The organism is Pseudomonas sp. RA_15y_Pfl1_P11 (assembly GCF_963970975.1).
Taxonomy (GTDB): domain Bacteria; phylum Pseudomonadota; class Gammaproteobacteria; order Pseudomonadales; family Pseudomonadaceae; genus Aquipseudomonas; species Aquipseudomonas tritici.
In genome coordinates this window covers 70,164-84,077 of the sequence record NZ_CAXAOY010000010.1, presented here as the reverse complement: position 1 = coordinate 84,077, position 13,914 = coordinate 70,164, and the positions used below count along the sequence as shown (strand labels likewise).

The window sequence follows — 13,914 nt, the reverse complement described above, 5'->3', positions numbered from 1 at the left end:
AAACCGTGTCAGGGCAGGAAGATGATTTTGTCCGCACTGCCTTGATTCACGGTCTCATAGCACTGCAACCCATCAGCCAGCGCCACTTCACGCAGGCCGGTGGGCAGTGGCAGCAAGCCTTCATCAAAAAAGCGCCCGAACTGCCTCAGCATCACCGCGCACTGCTCGCAATTGTAGAGCAACGAATTGATCCCCACCACTGAGCCGCCCTTGCGATACAGGGCCAGGGCCGGCAGTTGTACATGGCCGTCCACCGGTGCCGCGATGATCGCGATGCGACCGAACGGTGCCAGGCCTGCCACGGCTGCCGGTAGCCAGAAACCGGTGGTGTCGAAGATCACATCGGCGCCCCCCTTGAACACCGCATTGACCTGTGCACCCAATTCCTCCGGTTTACCCAGGGCAATCGCCTCAAAGCCCTGCGTCTGCAACACGTCGGCCTGCTCCGGCCGACGCACAGCGGCCAGTACCTGGGCGCCACGCACGTTCGCCAGGGCCAGGGTCGCGCTGCCCACGGCGCCATTGGCGCCGATGACCAGCAAGCGCGTGCCCTTGGTCACACCGCTGCGCTCCAGAGCGTCCCAGGCGGTGGTGTACGGCACGCCAAGGCTGGCAGCCTGGGCGAAGCTCAAATGACCAGGCTTTTGCGCCACGCCCTTGGCCGACACGGTGAGGTATTGAGCGTGTGAACCGTCAGCAAAAAAACCGAGGTCGCGGCCGGTGCCCCAGACTTCCTGGCCGAGCAGTTCCTGCGGGCCTTGCACCACAACACCGGCGAAGTCGCGGCCGGGAATGCGCGGCAGCGTGGTGTAGGGGAAGCGACCAAGCACATTTTTGACGTCACTGGGGTTGAGGCCCGCGGCCTTGATCTGTACCAACACCTCACTGGCAGCCGGCGCCGGGGTGGCAACGTCGACGAAGCGGAGGGCGGCGAGGTCGCCGGTGGCGGAAAATTGCAGTGCTTTCATAGCCGATATTCATCGAAGTGAAAAAACAGATCAAGACAACCAAGCGCCCATCATCTGCCGGACCATGGCGTAGAGCAATTGGCCCCAATCGTGGCGATGGGGTTGAACATACAACCCACGCGGATAGGTACGCGCCAGGGGCTGCACGGGGACGGCGTGATCACTGAGGTCGGGAGGCGCGGCCAGGGCCATGGGGGTGCACATCTATCAAGGGTGAGCCACGATGGTAATGACCACCGCTCGACAATCCGAATGAATTTTTTCGGCCAGCAGAGATCACTGGGTTATACATGGAGGGTTAATAAGCCAATGAATAATGCAAAATTGTTTGTGATCGACTACATCCTGCACGGTGAACCCAAGTCCTTCATCATCCGCCTGGAAAAGCTCGATATCCTGGAGGCCTGGCACTGGGCGAGTTGTGACGCAGGCATCGGCCGTATCGGCCGTTTCGCGCGCGAGCACGTCAAGAAGACCAGCCAGGAGCAGGCCGAGAAGTACGGCATCACTCATGTGCAATGGCGGCCCTCGGACGCGCGCGCCCAGGCTTGATCAAGGAGGGCTAACCATGGTTTTACCTGTACAGGTTCGTGGCAAAGCGCGCATTGACTACACCCAGGACACCTTATTCGGGCCGATGGCCAAGCATGTCGAGTGCCAAGTGAGCCTGCAGCAGCAGCCTGGCTGGGCGGTGCTGAAAGTATTCCAGCCGCTGCCGGCTGACTTGCACTCAGCGCAGACGGTGGTTTTTGCGTTGGAGGGGCGACGTACAAGCGGCGTGGTCAAAGGTAGGCAGCGCCTGTCCGACCATAGCCTCAGGCTTGAACTGGAAACCCACTAGCAGCAACAAAGCAGATCACTGTGGGAGCGGGCTTGCCTGCTCCCACAGTGTAACGGTGCTCAGCCATGCGTCGATTTGGCGCACTCACAGCCCGTAGCAGACGCACACGGTTCACCGTGCGCATGGTGCTCGGCACATCCCTGGCAGCAATAGCCCTTACCGTCTTTCATTACCGCGTCAACGCCCAATACGCACTTGCAGTGCGGGCAGGCACAGGTCTTATCTGGCATGGTCAGACTCCTTTTTCATGGTCGTCGCGGTGTGGCGACTGCCAGCACCTTAAGCAGTGACTGCCAGTCGCCGGCGATGGTTCAAACCATCAGTCGGTGCGGGTATTGCTGCGGTACATGAACACCAGGGCCAGCGCCAGGCAGGCCATCGCCACAATCCGGCTGCCCGATAACTCGATGGCCGGGTTGCCCAGCCAGCCGAAGTTATCGATGAGCATACCCATGCCCAATTGCCCAAGGATCACCGCCACCGTCGCGACGGCCGTTCCGACGATGGGCACTGCGCCGACCATCACCATCATGTACACCACGCCGAACAACGCGCCGGTCAATTGCCATTTCGGCACGTCCAGCAAGCTCAAGGCCTGGGCCGGTTCGAAGAAGAAAATCAACAGCGCGGTCGTCAGGGCCCCCACTGCAAAGGTCAGCAAGCTACTGCGCAACACGCCCACCGCCTGGCCAAGGCGCCCGTTGATGGCAGCCTGCACACTCAACACCGCTCCAGCGGCAATCACTAGCACCAATAACAAAATCAGGTTCATCGTCTTACCCTCGCGCAATCAGAACAAGTGCCGCCACAATCAACGCCAGCGCTATCCAGCGCTCGCCATTGACGCGTTTGCGCGCTGTGCCGAACCAGCCGAAATGGTCGATTAGCACACTCTTGCCCACTTGTCCGGACAGAATCGCGATCATGGTCATGGCGATACCAATGTGCGGCGTAGCCAGGGTGAGTACGACGACGTACATAGGCCCCAGGAAGCCTCCGATCAACTGCCAGCGTGGCAAGTCGGTCAGCGCCGGCCCCTTTTGCGGGCCACTGAACAGCAGCAGCAAAAACAGAATCGCCGAACCCACACCAAAGATGCTCAACGTTGCCCACAAATGCCCCACCTGCACACCCAATGGACCGAGCAAACCTGCCTCTACCGACAGGCCCATGCCCGCCAGGATCACCAGGGGCAACAACAGCAACCGTAGAAGGTTTTTTTTCGGCGTGGCCTGCGCCACACCCTCGATAGAACGTGCCTGCATACATCACCTGCGCTTCAGAAGGGAAACATGGCGCGCATTATCCAGTGGCCGTCCTGTGCGATAAATGGGAGCATGCCAACAACACCTTTGCGCAAAACGCACAACCTGGAGGCAGGATGCACGGTTTGAATGAACTGAGTTTCAAGGCGCTGCGCCTCTTCGTCGCGGTACTAGACCTCGGCAGCTTTTCCGAAGTGGCGCGGCGTGAGGGCCTGGCGCCTTCGTCTATTTCCCGGCAAATACAGCTGATGGAACAGGCGTTGGGGCAGCAGTTGCTGTACCGCCACACCCGGGCGGTCAGCCCTACCGAAGCCGGACGACTGCTCGGACGGCATGCACGCCTGGTGCTGGAGCAGCTGGAAGCTGCAAGCCAAGCCCTGCAAGAGCAGGAAAGCGAACCCAGCGGCCTGGTGCGCATCAATGCGCCCATGGTATTCGGCCAGCGTCACCTGTCACCGTGGCTGGGCGAGTTATGCCGGCTCTATCCGAAACTGCAACTGGATATCCAGCAAACCGATACGTTCGTCGACCCGCTGCAAGACGGCACTGACCTGCTGTTCCGCATTGGTGTGCTCAACGACTCCAGCATGCAGGCGCGCATCTTCGCGCCCCAACGCTTTCGCATCGCCGCAAGCCCGGCCTACCTGGCCAGGCACGGAACGCCCCAACATCCCGACGAACTGATCAACCACCAGTGCCTGGCCTACAAAGGCATCACCGGACAACAACGCTGGTTCTTCCGCCGGGGCCAGGGCGACTGGACGCCTTATAGCGTCAAGGGCCCGATCACCGGCAACCACGCCGATACCCTGACCCACGCTGCCGAACAAGGCCTCGGGCTGGTGGTGTTTCCTTCCTGGTTGATCGGCGAAGGCCTGCGTGCCGGCACCTTGCAGGCGGTGCTCACGGAATACGAAGTGGCTACCACCTTGGAACCGCAGCAGATCGCGGCAGTATGGCCAGGGAGCCGGCGCATTTCACTGAAGGTGCGCACAGTGATTGATTACTTCGTGGAGTGTTTTGGGGCAGTGCCATATTGGGATCGGTGAGCGATACAGCGCGTGAGGAGCGTACCTACGCAGAAAGTTTTCTTACTGGAAAAAGTAGGTCCGTTCTGATTTTTCGGGCCAGCATTTCTCTGCTCGACGCGCTGCGGCAGACTTCGCTGACATCTTTTTGGAGAACTGCCATGGACGTCATATACAACAAAAAATCGCGCTCTGAGCGGCAAAGCCAAAAAGCTGATTGAGGATGCTGCAGATATTTACATCAGCGCTGCAACATTCTGGGAGATGGCAGTCAAGGTCGAGTTAGGGAAACTCACTGTCGATCTGGAGGAAATCCGTTGGTACTGCCAGGAAAGCGGGTTCGTCGAACTGCCCATCACTTCAGAACATGCCAGTGCGGTGAAGGACCTCGAGCACGATCACAAGGACCCCTTCGATCGGCTCATCGTTGCGACGGCCGTGAGCGAACCGATGACGTTATTGACGGCCGACCCGCAGGTCGCCCAATACACGTCCTTGGCGATCCTGGTGTAGAAATTCGCAATGGCTGCACAGCGCCAATCAAAACACCCACTGCGTAATCAACCACGCATTCGCCCCACTGATCACCGCAAACAGGAACCACGCCAGCAACCGCGTCGGCAGCCGATTCACGAATGGCCCCATCAGTTGCTTATCGCCGGTCATGCGAATCAGCGGATACAGCGCAAACGGCAGTTGCAGGCTGAGTACCACTTGGCTGAGGATCAATAGCTTGCCGATGGCATCGTCGCCCATCAGCCATACCCCGAGAAACGCCGGGATCAGCGCCAGCCCACGAGTGATGAGGCGCCGCTGCCAGCAAGGAATGCGCAGGTTGAGGTAGCCCTCCATGATCACCTGCCCGGCAATGGTGCCGGTAAACGTAGAGCTTTGACCGGAAGCCAGCAGGGCCACACCAAACAGGATGCTGGCAAACGCGCCACCGACCAGCGGGTCAAGCAGGTGGTAGGCGTCCTGGATCTCGACTACATCGGTGTGGCCGGTCTTGTGGAAGGCGGCAGCGGCGAGTACCAGAATCGCAGCGTTGACCAGCAGGGCCAGGGCCAGCGAACCGATGGTGTCGATGCGTGCCAGCTTGACCGCATCCTGTTTGCTGGCGAGGTCCTTGCCGATCATGCGGGTTTGCACGATGGAGCTATGCAGGTAAAGGTTATGCGGCATCACCGTGGCACCGAGAATACCAATCGCCAGGTACAACGGCGCGGCATCGCTGATGGCCGACAGTGAAGGCGTAAAACCACTGAACACGTCCGGCCAGTAAGGCTTGATCAGTACCAGTTCAATAAAGAAACACACGCCAATGGTCGCCACCAACGCCAGCATGATCGCTTCCAAGCGGCGGAAACCCCGGTTTTGCAGGGCCAGGATCAACAATGTGTCAAAAGCGGTGATCACAATGCCGGTCGTCAGCGACACGCCAAGCAGCAGGTGAAACGCCAAGGCGCAGCCCAGCACTTCGGCCAGGTCGGTGGCGATGATGGAGATTTCTGCTAACACCCACTGGGTGCGGGCGGATCGCTTGCTATAGCGTTCACGGCACAGTTGCGCGAGGTCCTTGCCGGTGGCGATGCCCAAGCGCGAGCACAGGCATTGCACCGCCATCCCTGCCAGGCTGGCCAGCAGCACGACGAAGAGCAGGTTGTAACCGTAACGCGAGCCGGCCTCGATGGCTGTGGCCCAGTTGCCTGGGTCCATGTAGCCGATAGAGATCAGCAGGCCTGGGCCGGCGAACATCATCACGCGCTTGAAGAACGAAGCCTTGGGATCAACGGCGACGGAGCCGGCCACTTCCGGCGGGCAAAACGGGGCGGTAGCGATTTTTGGCAGGCTGAATTTCACGCGGTATCCCAGGCAAACACACTCGATAGAGGCGCAGCTTATCAGTCAGACGCAACCGTGCGCATCACCGTCTCCCGCGGCAGATCGAACGCTTCGACAACGTGCACCACCAGGTCCATCTCCTGGCTCATTGCTTCACGCTCCATGCGCTGGCGGATCAAACCAATCACCAGCACCGCCAGGGTGGTGATCGAATACGCAGGGCCGGAAAACGCGCGGACACCGCTCACCAGCAGCATCGCCGCTGCCACAGCCTGGCCCACCACCGGAATCGCCGTGGCTGCACCACGGCGCAGGATAAACCCGGTCAGCCCGGCCAACGCCGTACCACTCAACGCCGTGGTGGCTGATCGGCCAACATCGAAACGGCTGAACAGCCCCTGCTCCTTTTGCGCGGCCGCCTTGAGCTCCGCGTCGAACACCTGCCGGTCAGCGTTACTGAGTTTGTCTTTGTATTGTTCGATGAGTTTTTCCGCAACCTGGGCTTCCAAGTCTGCCAATTCGACGGTATCGAGAGGTCCGTCAAACTTGATCCCCAACCGCTGCACCACATCTTCGGCGACCTGGCGGTAACTCACGCCATGGCCGCGGGCCAGGTTCATAAAGGTATCGCCGCCCATGCGTTGCAACTCGACGGCCAATTTGAGTGGCTCGCGCACGGTGGCGTCGATTGAAGCGCTGCGCTTTTGCGCCATCAATTCAGCAAGGAACTTCAATTCTTCCGGCCGCGCCTGCACCAACGCAGGGAACAGTTCTGCGTCCTCTTCGGCAAAACGTACCTCAGTGCTGCGTTGATCGGAACGGATCATGCCGCGTCGCTCGTGCAACAGGTCGGTGTACTGCACTACCGTCCGCAACTGCGGCCAATAGGCGGCGTGGTCGAAAGTCGCCAGGTGCACATTGGTAACCTTGGCCTTGAGCGCTGGCGTCACTGGGATCGCATGGCGGCCGATGCAACGTTCGGTATCCGGTTTCATCGCCAGGGCCCAGTCTTTGCTGGAGTGGCAGTTGATTACGCGCCCCTTGAGGGGTGCCGAGACTTCACCCCACGGGCTCGACGTGCAGATCGCGCCGCCCATCAACAACAGGTTGTCCAATGGCAGTTCGCGGGCAGTTTCAGGGCTGGCCAACAGGCTCTTGACCAGAATGCGCGCGCCCAGGGAATGGCCGATCAGGTTGATACGCCGTATTTCAAGGGATTCACCGTGCAAGTAGCTGGCGAGTTCAGGCAACAGGCTCCTGGCGACTTCGTCCACCCGGGCCTCGACGCTTTTGTAGTGATCGAGGAAATAAGCAATCGCCTTGCCCACCCCCACAGTCGCCGCGCCCAGGTTGACGCCGCTGAGCATCGCGCCCAGTACATCCTTGAAGGGAGCAAACAGGTTTTCCAGGAAATGCCCTGCCGGCCAGAACAGCATCAGGTTGGTCGAGCCTTCGATACCCGCCAACTGCGCCTGGAAGCTGCCCAATTGTTGCCGATTGAAGAACGCCGAATAACCGTGAACGTAGAGATTGAGCACATCGCCCTGAGGCTCGCCACACAGTACGAACGTGGGTTTGCGGGTGCGGTGCATTTCATCCCACTGGTGCTGCATGGGGCGGTGACTCCTGGTGAAAAGGGATGGCGATAGTAACAAAGGGTGAGGCTCAATGCCGTTGCATGCGCTGCAAAAACACAATTTTCGACATGTAAAAAGCGCTCTAATAACCGTCTATTGATTGGCTTTAAAGATCCTGGAGTTCGCAATGCCCCATGAAGGCAACCTGTTACAAGCAGCCGTGGTGTTCCTGCTCGCCGCCGTGCTGACCGTGCCCCTGGCCAAACGCCTGCAACTGGGCGCGGTGCTGGGCTATCTGTTTGCCGGCGTGATCATTGGCCCGTCGGTGCTCGGCCTGATCGGCAACCCGCAAAGCGTCGCGCAATTCTCTGAACTGGGCGTGGTGTTGCTGCTGTTCATTATCGGGCTGGAACTGTCACCCAAGCGTTTATGGGTGATGCGCAAGGCGGTGTTTGGCGTTGGCCTGGCCCAGGTGATGCTCACCGGTCTGGTGATGGGCGTGGTGGCCTTGTGGCTGTTTGGCCAGTCGTGGAACAGCGCCATCGTACTCGGCCTGGGCCTGGCGCTCTCGTCCACCGCGTTCGGTCTGCAAAGCCTTGCCGAGCGCAAGGAGCTGAACCAACCACACGGTCGCCTGGCGTTTGCCATTCTGTTGTTCCAGGACATCGCTGCGATCCCGCTGATCGCCATGGTGCCGCTGCTGGCCGGCAGCGATCACCCCACCACGGAAGCCCAGGGCCTGCAGCATGTCTTGCAGATCCTCGGCAGCATCGCCGTGGTAATCATCGGCGGTCGCTACCTGCTGCGGCCAGTGTTTCGCATCGTCGCCAAGACCGGCCTGCGCGAAGTGTCCACCGCGACGGCGTTGCTGGTGGTGATCGGTACAGCCTGGTTGATGGAACTGGTGGGCGTGTCCATGGCCCTGGGCGCCTTTCTCGCTGGTTTGCTGCTGGCGGATTCGGAGTACCGCCACGAACTGGAATCCCAGATCGAACCGTTCAAGGGCCTGCTGCTGGGCCTGTTCTTCATCAGCGTGGGCATGGGCGCAAACCTCAGCCTGCTACTCAGCTCGCCATGGGTGGTGATCGGGCTGACGTTGCTGCTGATCGGCTTGAAACTGCCGCTGCTGTACGCCGTCGGCCGGCTGGTGGGCGACCTCAACCGCGAAAGCGCCCTGCGCCTGGGCGTGGTGCTGGCGGCCGGGGGTGAATTTGCTTTTGTCGTGTTCAAGATCGGTCGCGACCAAGGCCTGTTCGAACCTCATCTCTATGATGTGCTGGTGCTGACCATCACCCTCTCCATGGCCGTAACGCCGCTGCTGTTGCTGGTGTGCCCGAAGCTGTTCAAGCCCAAGGTCAAGCCGGTGGAAGTGCCCGAGGAATACAGCGCCATTGAAAGCGACGCACCGCGCGTGGTCATTGCCGGCATGGGCCGCATGGGCCAGATCGTCGCGCGGATCCTGCGCGCGCAGAATATCTCGTTTATCGCCCTGGACACCTCGGTAGAGACCATCGAACTGACCCGCAGCTTCGGTGGCATGCCGGTGTTCTACGGTGACCCGCAACGCCCGGAGATCCTGCATGCGGCCAAGGTCGACCAGGCGGAATTCTTTGTGATCGCCATGGATGACCCGGAGATCAACATCAAGACTGCCGAACAGGTGCGCAACCTCTACCCGCACATGAAGATCATCGCCCGTGCGCGTAACCGCCAGCACGTACACCGCCTGGTGGACCTGGACGCCTCACCGATTCGTGAGACGTTCTACTCCAGCCTGGAAATGAGCCGTCGCACCCTGGTCGGCCTGGGCTTGAGCCAGGCTCAGGCCGATGCGCGCATCACACGCTTCAAGAACCACGACCTGCAAGTGCTGGCCGCGCAACACGCGGTGTACGACGACGCTGCCAAGGTGATGCAAACGGCCCAGGAAGCGCGGGCGGAATTGGCGCGCCTGTTTGAGATGGATCGACTTGAGGAAGAGTCCGACAAGGCGTGAGGCTATCGGTGAACGATCTTGCGAAAATTCTGACAGAATATGCCGCAATTTCGTTCATCCCTGGAGCGCTTCATGGCCACTTTCACCAAGACCGTCGCCCTGCTGGTCCTCGCGCTTTCTGCCGGCAGTGTCTTCGCCGCCGCCAAGCCGACCACACAGACCATCTCCACCCTGGGCGGGAAGTTCACCTTCAAGCTGCCCAGGGCCTATACCGCCGACACCTTGCCGGCTGGCAAGGCGGATGATGGAACCGCCGACACCCAAGGCACGATGTACGCCAACCAGACCACGAAAAGTGTGGTGATCGTCGCCGAAACGGTGCGTGCAGACGGGGTAACCATTGGGGATAACGACGCGCAGTTCCTCGATGGCGCCGTGGCCGGATTCGTCAAGGACCAGAGCGCAGCACTGCCTGACTTCAAGAAGCAGAGCGAGAAGAAGCTGAACGTCAAGGGCCTGGGCCTGCGCCAAGTGGACAGCACCGCGACCCAGGGTGGTGGCAAGACGCTGCAATCCACATTCCTCGGTGGCTCGGGAAATCATTTGCTGGTGATCCAGGCGATTTCGCGGGCGGATGATGCCAAGGGGCATGCGGCGCTGGTGAAGCAGATTACAGGCGGTAAGTAACCCGATCTCCCAATCAACACAACACCAATGTGGGAGCAGGCAAGCCTCCCACATTTTTTAACCGCGTTTACCTCAGGCTTTTTTCCAGCCAAACCTTCAAGTCCTGCACTTCCGACTCGCTGACAGTGTGGTTCATCCCCGGATACCCATGAAACTCCGGCTTCAACCCGAGCCCCGTCAACACCTCATTCGCCCGGGTCGCCGAGGCATACGGCAGCGCCTGGTCCAAGGTGCCGTGGCCGATAAAGATCGCCAGCTTGCCCAATGACTCATCCGGTTTCAGCTCAGCTTTGAGCACCGGCAACACGCTGCCACTCAACGCCGCAATCCCTCGCACCAGCTGCGGGTCACGCAACGCCACCTCATACGACATGATCGCGCCCTGGCTGAAACCAATCAGGAACACGCGATCACTCTGGGTGTGGTACTTGGCAGTGGCTTTGCCGACGAAGTCCTTGATCAGCCCCGCACTGCGCTGAAGATCGGCCGTTACACCATCGTAATCGCCGTCACCGGGCGTCTTGGTAAACCAGCGAAATCCATTCGGGCCGACCGGCATGGGCGCCCGAACCGACAAGTAGGTCCACGTGGATGGCAGCGCGTCCTTGATGCCAAACAGGTCTTCCTCGTTACTGCCAAAGCCGTGCAGGAAAATCACCAGCGGCTGGTTGCGCGCATCACCCTGGGTCTGTTCCAGGTACGACAACGGCAAGTCGGTGTGCAGCGTATCGTCGGCATGAGCGGCACCGGCTAGCAGGGTCAGCGCCAGGGCAAACAGTTTAAGCATGGGACGTTACCTCAGGGTTTGCGTAGCAAATAAGTGTCCATGATCCAGCCATTTTCAAGGCGCGCGGCCTTGCGCACCCGTTGGATTTCTTCGGCCACCTCACTCACCTTGCCGCTGATCAGGATCTCGTCCGGCGTGCCGAGGTAGGCGCCCCAATAGATGTCCAGATCCTGATCGGCAACGCTGCGGTAGGAATCTTCGGCGTCAAGCATGACCACCAGGGTGTCGGCATCACTCGCCTGCCCCGCCGCCAGACGGCGCCCGGTGGTGACCTCAACGGACTTGCCGATGCGGTTCAACGGCACCTTGTGCTGGGCGGCCAGGGCCTGCACGCTGGTGATACCGGGGATGACTTCGAACGCGAAGGTGCAGCGACCACTGGCCAAAATCGCCTGCAGAATGCGGAGGGTGCTGTCGTACAGCGCAGGATCGCCCCACGCCAGGAAAGCGCCCACTTCACCGTCGGCCATTTCCTCATTGATCATGCGCTCGAAAGTCTGCTGCTTGTCGCGGTTGAGGTCCTGCACGGCGGTGGTGTAGTCGATATCGCCGCGCACACGCTCGGGGCAATCGGCCTCGACGAAGCGGTAGCCAGGCTCGGTGATGTAGGTCTCGCAGATCTCGCGACGCAGGTCGATCAACTTGTCTTTGCTCTGGCCCTTGTCCATCAGGAAAAACACGTCGGTGCGGTTGAGCGCCTTCACGGCCTGCATCGTGATGTAGTCAGGGTTGCCGGCGCCAATGCCGATGATCAGGATGCGTTTCATGGGTAGCTCTCAGTGCGGGGCGTGGATTTTGCCATGTTCAGGCGTCTAGGCGTGAGTTTCCAGGCGCAGGCGCCAGACCGTATTGAAGCGCAGCTCCGTGGTGGACAGCGGCTCGACGTCGATACGGTAGAACATCGAGAGCGGAAACTGCATGACGTACAGCATTGCGGCGCGGATCACGAAGGGGTGGGTGATGGCGACGATATGGCCGGGTTGGGTTTCGAGGGATTTCATCCACTGCGCGACACGCGTGCAAACGTCCTCCACTGACTCGCCGCCATGGGGTGCGCACGCGCTGTCAGTGAGCCAGGTGTTTAACTGATCGCCATTCAGTTGGCTGATGGCCTGGCCTTTCCACTGGCCGAAATCAGCGTCACGCAGGGCGTCTTCGACTCCTGCGTCACCGCCGAACAAGCCGGCTGTCTGCCGTGCGCGTATTTCCGGCCCGCACAACAAACGCCGGGGTTCCTTATAACGCCCGGCGAGGGAAAGTGCCGCCCCCTGCCAATCCATCGCCACCGCCTCGTCGTCCGGAAAACGCCCGCGTCTTTGCAGAGGCGTGACGGCATGGCAGATGAGGGTCAAACGGGTGGCTTGCACGCAATTCGCTCTGACGAATGAAGGCCAATAAGACTGGCGCAGTTATCCACAGCGTGCAACGTCTTGTGCCTGTTCCCACAGGGGAATGGATTCACACGCTGGACCAGGTTCACACCGCCCAACTGTGGGAGCTGCCTGCCATGGAGGCAAATCCCCGATTCAGAAAGCCAATTAACCGATTTGACGTTTAACCACATCGATTGCGTGCTGGACACTGATTATTTCATAAGCCTCCTCATCTGAAATTTCAATACTGAACTCCGCCTCCAGCGCGATAACCCACTGTGGAAAGTCCAAAGCGTCAGCGCCAAGATCTCTGGGAACTCTTGTTCATTTCGAATACCTTTCATATCCAAACCCAACTGCTGACTTAAACCATCTTTACACGGCTCTCTATATCACTCATCACAACCTCCCAAACACTGATAGCGCATGCGCAACTGATACCGACTGGCGATTCATACCCGTCTCAACATAACCCTAACCGTTCTCCACCCGCCGCAGACTGTCACAACTAACAGGTCACCTATACCCATTCGAAATAAGATCTAACTATCAATAACGAACAATGGACCTACGTTGTATATTCCTGGTCAATCAAACCACTCACGGCGGCCTTCGAAGGTGCTGACGATCAACTCCACAATCATCCGCACCGCCTGCGCATCCCCCTCCTGCGCATTCACTGCCAGCCACACCTGGCGCTGCATGCTCTCGGCCAACAACCCCGGCAACGCCACAAGCCCACGGTCAACACTGCTCATGTAGTGCGGCAGCAACCCAATACAGGCGCCACAACGAATCATCTCCAGCATCAGCGAATAAGCATGCACTTGCACCACCGCCGCCAAACGCTGCTCCACCACCCGGTTCCACGGCTGCAACGCGCCAACCTGCGCATCAGGCTGCCACTGCACCAGCATGTAGTCATCCAGGTCTTCCACACTGTCCGGCCGTGTCGTGAGCCGTGAATAACGCTTGGCGATATGCGGCAAATATTGCAGCCGCGCCAGGGCTCGCGGCGGCTCGGTGACAAAGCTCGGGCCGGGCACCGGGGCATCGGCGTCCGACAACCACAGCACCACGTCCACCTCCACCGCTTGCAGCGACAACGGGCTGTCGATGGAGATGATCTCCAGGCGCACGCTGGCATTGCGTCGCAGCAAGGCAATCAGGTCGCGCCCAAGGATGTCGTGCAGGATCGGCTCAGCCACCGCCAGCCGAATCAGCGGTTGCTCCGTGACCGGCAGGCGCCGCTCATGGGCCAGGGCGATTAACTGAGCCTGCAACTGCTGACCATCGCGGCTAAGTACCAAGCCATTGCCCTGATAGGTGAACAGCGAATGGCGCAGATGTTCTTCCAACTGCGCCAAGCGCTTGCGCAACAGCGTCGCCTTGATATTCAAACTGCGCGCCGCCTGCATGAAACAGCCGCAGCGCGCACTCACCAGAAAGTAGCGCGCCACCTCCGGGTCAATCTCTCCGGCCAGGGCCAGCCTGGTGCTGCGCCCCTCGCCCGGTGCGCGATAAGCGGACGGCCCCTGAAGGCCAGACGGTTCTAGAAATGCCATGGGAGACTCCCTGTCTTGTCTGTCTGTGCATCCAATGCGGGTTGA

The 13,914-nt window shown here is 60.0% G+C and carries 16 protein-coding genes and 1 pseudogene; 6 read left to right on the top strand and 11 right to left on the bottom strand.

Annotation, left to right across the window (positions count from 1 at the left end; all coding sequences use genetic code 11):
- Positions 1 to 8: 8 nt before the first annotated feature.
- Positions 9 to 968: a quinone oxidoreductase family protein gene (locus tag AACY44_RS14770; RefSeq protein WP_339438969.1), complete on the bottom strand. Its 960-nt coding sequence runs from the start codon at positions 966 to 968 to the stop codon at positions 9 to 11.
- Positions 969 to 1,031: 63 nt separating this feature from the next.
- A pseudogene (locus tag AACY44_RS14765) lies at positions 1,032 to 1,160 on the bottom strand (AraC family transcriptional regulator); the annotation flags it as partial.
- A 117-nt stretch (positions 1,161 to 1,277) separates the two neighbouring features.
- Here AACY44_RS14765 and AACY44_RS14760 point away from each other — a divergent pair.
- On the top strand, positions 1,278 to 1,520 hold the full coding sequence (locus AACY44_RS14760; RefSeq protein WP_339530505.1) for a DUF6555 family protein: 243 nt from the start codon (positions 1,278 to 1,280) through the stop codon (positions 1,518 to 1,520).
- 16 nt (positions 1,521 to 1,536) lie between these two features.
- The gene (locus tag AACY44_RS14755; protein WP_339419808.1) at positions 1,537 to 1,809 is read left to right on the top strand and encodes a hypothetical protein; all 273 of its coding nucleotides are present in this window, start codon (positions 1,537 to 1,539) and stop codon (positions 1,807 to 1,809) included.
- A 59-nt stretch (positions 1,810 to 1,868) separates the two neighbouring features.
- Here the strand turns inward: AACY44_RS14755 and AACY44_RS14750 are convergent, their stop codons facing one another.
- From AACY44_RS14750 to AACY44_RS14740, 3 genes are all read right to left on the bottom strand, one after another.
- Positions 1,869 to 2,039, bottom strand: coding sequence for a metallothionein (locus AACY44_RS14750; protein ID WP_339419807.1), 171 nt, complete (start codon positions 2,037 to 2,039; stop codon positions 1,869 to 1,871).
- 89 nt (positions 2,040 to 2,128) lie between these two features.
- On the bottom strand, positions 2,129 to 2,581 hold the full coding sequence (locus AACY44_RS14745) for a DMT family transporter (RefSeq protein WP_339436529.1): 453 nt from the start codon (positions 2,579 to 2,581) through the stop codon (positions 2,129 to 2,131).
- Between the two features lie 4 nt (positions 2,582 to 2,585).
- Complete coding sequence (locus AACY44_RS14740; RefSeq protein ID WP_339436528.1) at positions 2,586 to 3,074, bottom strand: DMT family transporter; 489 nt, start codon at positions 3,072 to 3,074, stop codon at positions 2,586 to 2,588.
- A 116-nt stretch (positions 3,075 to 3,190) separates the two neighbouring features.
- Here AACY44_RS14740 and AACY44_RS14735 point away from each other — a divergent pair, with 116 nt between their 5' ends.
- The gene (locus AACY44_RS14735; RefSeq protein WP_339530502.1) at positions 3,191 to 4,123 is read left to right on the top strand and encodes a LysR family transcriptional regulator; all 933 of its coding nucleotides are present in this window, start codon (positions 3,191 to 3,193) and stop codon (positions 4,121 to 4,123) included.
- Between the two features lie 135 nt (positions 4,124 to 4,258).
- Positions 4,259 to 4,615, top strand: coding sequence for a type II toxin-antitoxin system VapC family toxin (locus tag AACY44_RS14730; RefSeq protein ID WP_339456187.1), 357 nt, complete (start codon positions 4,259 to 4,261; stop codon positions 4,613 to 4,615).
- Positions 4,616 to 4,642: 27 nt separating this feature from the next.
- On the opposite strand, the gene AACY44_RS14725 is transcribed toward AACY44_RS14730, so the two are convergent.
- Together AACY44_RS14725 and AACY44_RS14720 are read right to left on the bottom strand one after the other, a co-directional pair.
- The gene (locus AACY44_RS14725) at positions 4,643 to 5,962 is read right to left on the bottom strand and encodes an Nramp family divalent metal transporter (RefSeq protein WP_339456165.1); all 1,320 of its coding nucleotides are present in this window, start codon (positions 5,960 to 5,962) and stop codon (positions 4,643 to 4,645) included.
- A gap of 41 nt (positions 5,963 to 6,003) precedes the next feature.
- On the bottom strand, positions 6,004 to 7,557 hold the full coding sequence (locus AACY44_RS14720; protein ID WP_339530500.1) for a DUF726 domain-containing protein: 1,554 nt from the start codon (positions 7,555 to 7,557) through the stop codon (positions 6,004 to 6,006).
- Positions 7,558 to 7,708: 151 nt separating this feature from the next.
- Between AACY44_RS14720 and AACY44_RS14715 the strand changes: the two genes are divergently transcribed.
- Together AACY44_RS14715 and AACY44_RS14710 are read left to right on the top strand one after the other, a co-directional pair.
- Complete coding sequence (locus tag AACY44_RS14715; protein WP_339456161.1) at positions 7,709 to 9,517, top strand: monovalent cation:proton antiporter-2 (CPA2) family protein; 1,809 nt, start codon at positions 7,709 to 7,711, stop codon at positions 9,515 to 9,517.
- A 72-nt stretch (positions 9,518 to 9,589) separates the two neighbouring features.
- The gene (locus tag AACY44_RS14710) at positions 9,590 to 10,144 is read left to right on the top strand and encodes a hypothetical protein (RefSeq protein WP_339436524.1); all 555 of its coding nucleotides are present in this window, start codon (positions 9,590 to 9,592) and stop codon (positions 10,142 to 10,144) included.
- A 67-nt stretch (positions 10,145 to 10,211) separates the two neighbouring features.
- Here AACY44_RS14710 and AACY44_RS14705 read toward each other — a convergent pair whose 3' ends face one another.
- From AACY44_RS14705 to AACY44_RS14690, 4 genes are all read right to left on the bottom strand, one after another.
- The gene (locus AACY44_RS14705; protein WP_339419797.1) at positions 10,212 to 10,931 is read right to left on the bottom strand and encodes an alpha/beta hydrolase; all 720 of its coding nucleotides are present in this window, start codon (positions 10,929 to 10,931) and stop codon (positions 10,212 to 10,214) included.
- 11 nt (positions 10,932 to 10,942) lie between these two features.
- Positions 10,943 to 11,698: a precorrin-6A synthase (deacetylating) gene (gene cobF / locus AACY44_RS14700; RefSeq protein ID WP_339530498.1), complete on the bottom strand. Its 756-nt coding sequence runs from the start codon at positions 11,696 to 11,698 to the stop codon at positions 10,943 to 10,945.
- Positions 11,699 to 11,743: 45 nt separating this feature from the next.
- The gene (locus AACY44_RS14695; RefSeq protein WP_339456185.1) at positions 11,744 to 12,298 is read right to left on the bottom strand and encodes a histidine phosphatase family protein; all 555 of its coding nucleotides are present in this window, start codon (positions 12,296 to 12,298) and stop codon (positions 11,744 to 11,746) included.
- A gap of 593 nt (positions 12,299 to 12,891) precedes the next feature.
- Positions 12,892 to 13,869 carry a LysR family transcriptional regulator gene (locus AACY44_RS14690; protein WP_339436523.1) on the bottom strand — a complete coding sequence of 326 codons (978 nt, stop codon included), beginning with the start codon at positions 13,867 to 13,869 and terminating at the stop codon, positions 12,892 to 12,894.
- Positions 13,870 to 13,914: the final 45 nt, after the last annotated feature.

What these genes read in the sequence shown, in the direction of transcription:
- AACY44_RS14740 (WP_339436528.1), bottom strand. Translation starts at nt 3,074, where the DNA reads ATGCAGGCACGTTCTATCGAGGGTGTGGCGCAGGCCACGCCGAAAAAA.
- AACY44_RS14735 (WP_339530502.1), top strand. Translation starts at nt 3,191, where the DNA reads ATGCACGGTTTGAATGAACTGAGTTTCAAGGCGCTGCGCCTCTTCGTC.
- AACY44_RS14690 (WP_339436523.1), bottom strand. Translation starts at nt 13,869, where the DNA reads ATGGCATTTCTAGAACCGTCTGGCCTTCAGGGGCCGTCCGCTTATCGC.
- AACY44_RS14705 (WP_339419797.1), bottom strand. Translation starts at nt 10,931, where the DNA reads ATGCTTAAACTGTTTGCCCTGGCGCTGACCCTGCTAGCCGGTGCCGCT.
- AACY44_RS14745 (WP_339436529.1), bottom strand. Translation starts at nt 2,581, where the DNA reads ATGAACCTGATTTTGTTATTGGTGCTAGTGATTGCCGCTGGAGCGGTG.
- AACY44_RS14770 (WP_339438969.1), bottom strand. Translation starts at nt 968, where the DNA reads ATGAAAGCACTGCAATTTTCCGCCACCGGCGACCTCGCCGCCCTCCGC.
- AACY44_RS14715 (WP_339456161.1), top strand. Translation starts at nt 7,709, where the DNA reads ATGCCCCATGAAGGCAACCTGTTACAAGCAGCCGTGGTGTTCCTGCTC.
- AACY44_RS14760 (WP_339530505.1), top strand. Translation starts at nt 1,278, where the DNA reads ATGAATAATGCAAAATTGTTTGTGATCGACTACATCCTGCACGGTGAA.
- AACY44_RS14755 (WP_339419808.1), top strand. Translation starts at nt 1,537, where the DNA reads ATGGTTTTACCTGTACAGGTTCGTGGCAAAGCGCGCATTGACTACACC.
- cobF (WP_339530498.1), bottom strand. Translation starts at nt 11,698, where the DNA reads ATGAAACGCATCCTGATCATCGGCATTGGCGCCGGCAACCCTGACTAC.
- AACY44_RS14720 (WP_339530500.1), bottom strand. Translation starts at nt 7,557, where the DNA reads ATGCAGCACCAGTGGGATGAAATGCACCGCACCCGCAAACCCACGTTC.
- AACY44_RS14710 (WP_339436524.1), top strand. Translation starts at nt 9,590, where the DNA reads ATGGCCACTTTCACCAAGACCGTCGCCCTGCTGGTCCTCGCGCTTTCT.
- AACY44_RS14750 (WP_339419807.1), bottom strand. Translation starts at nt 2,039, where the DNA reads ATGCCAGATAAGACCTGTGCCTGCCCGCACTGCAAGTGCGTATTGGGC.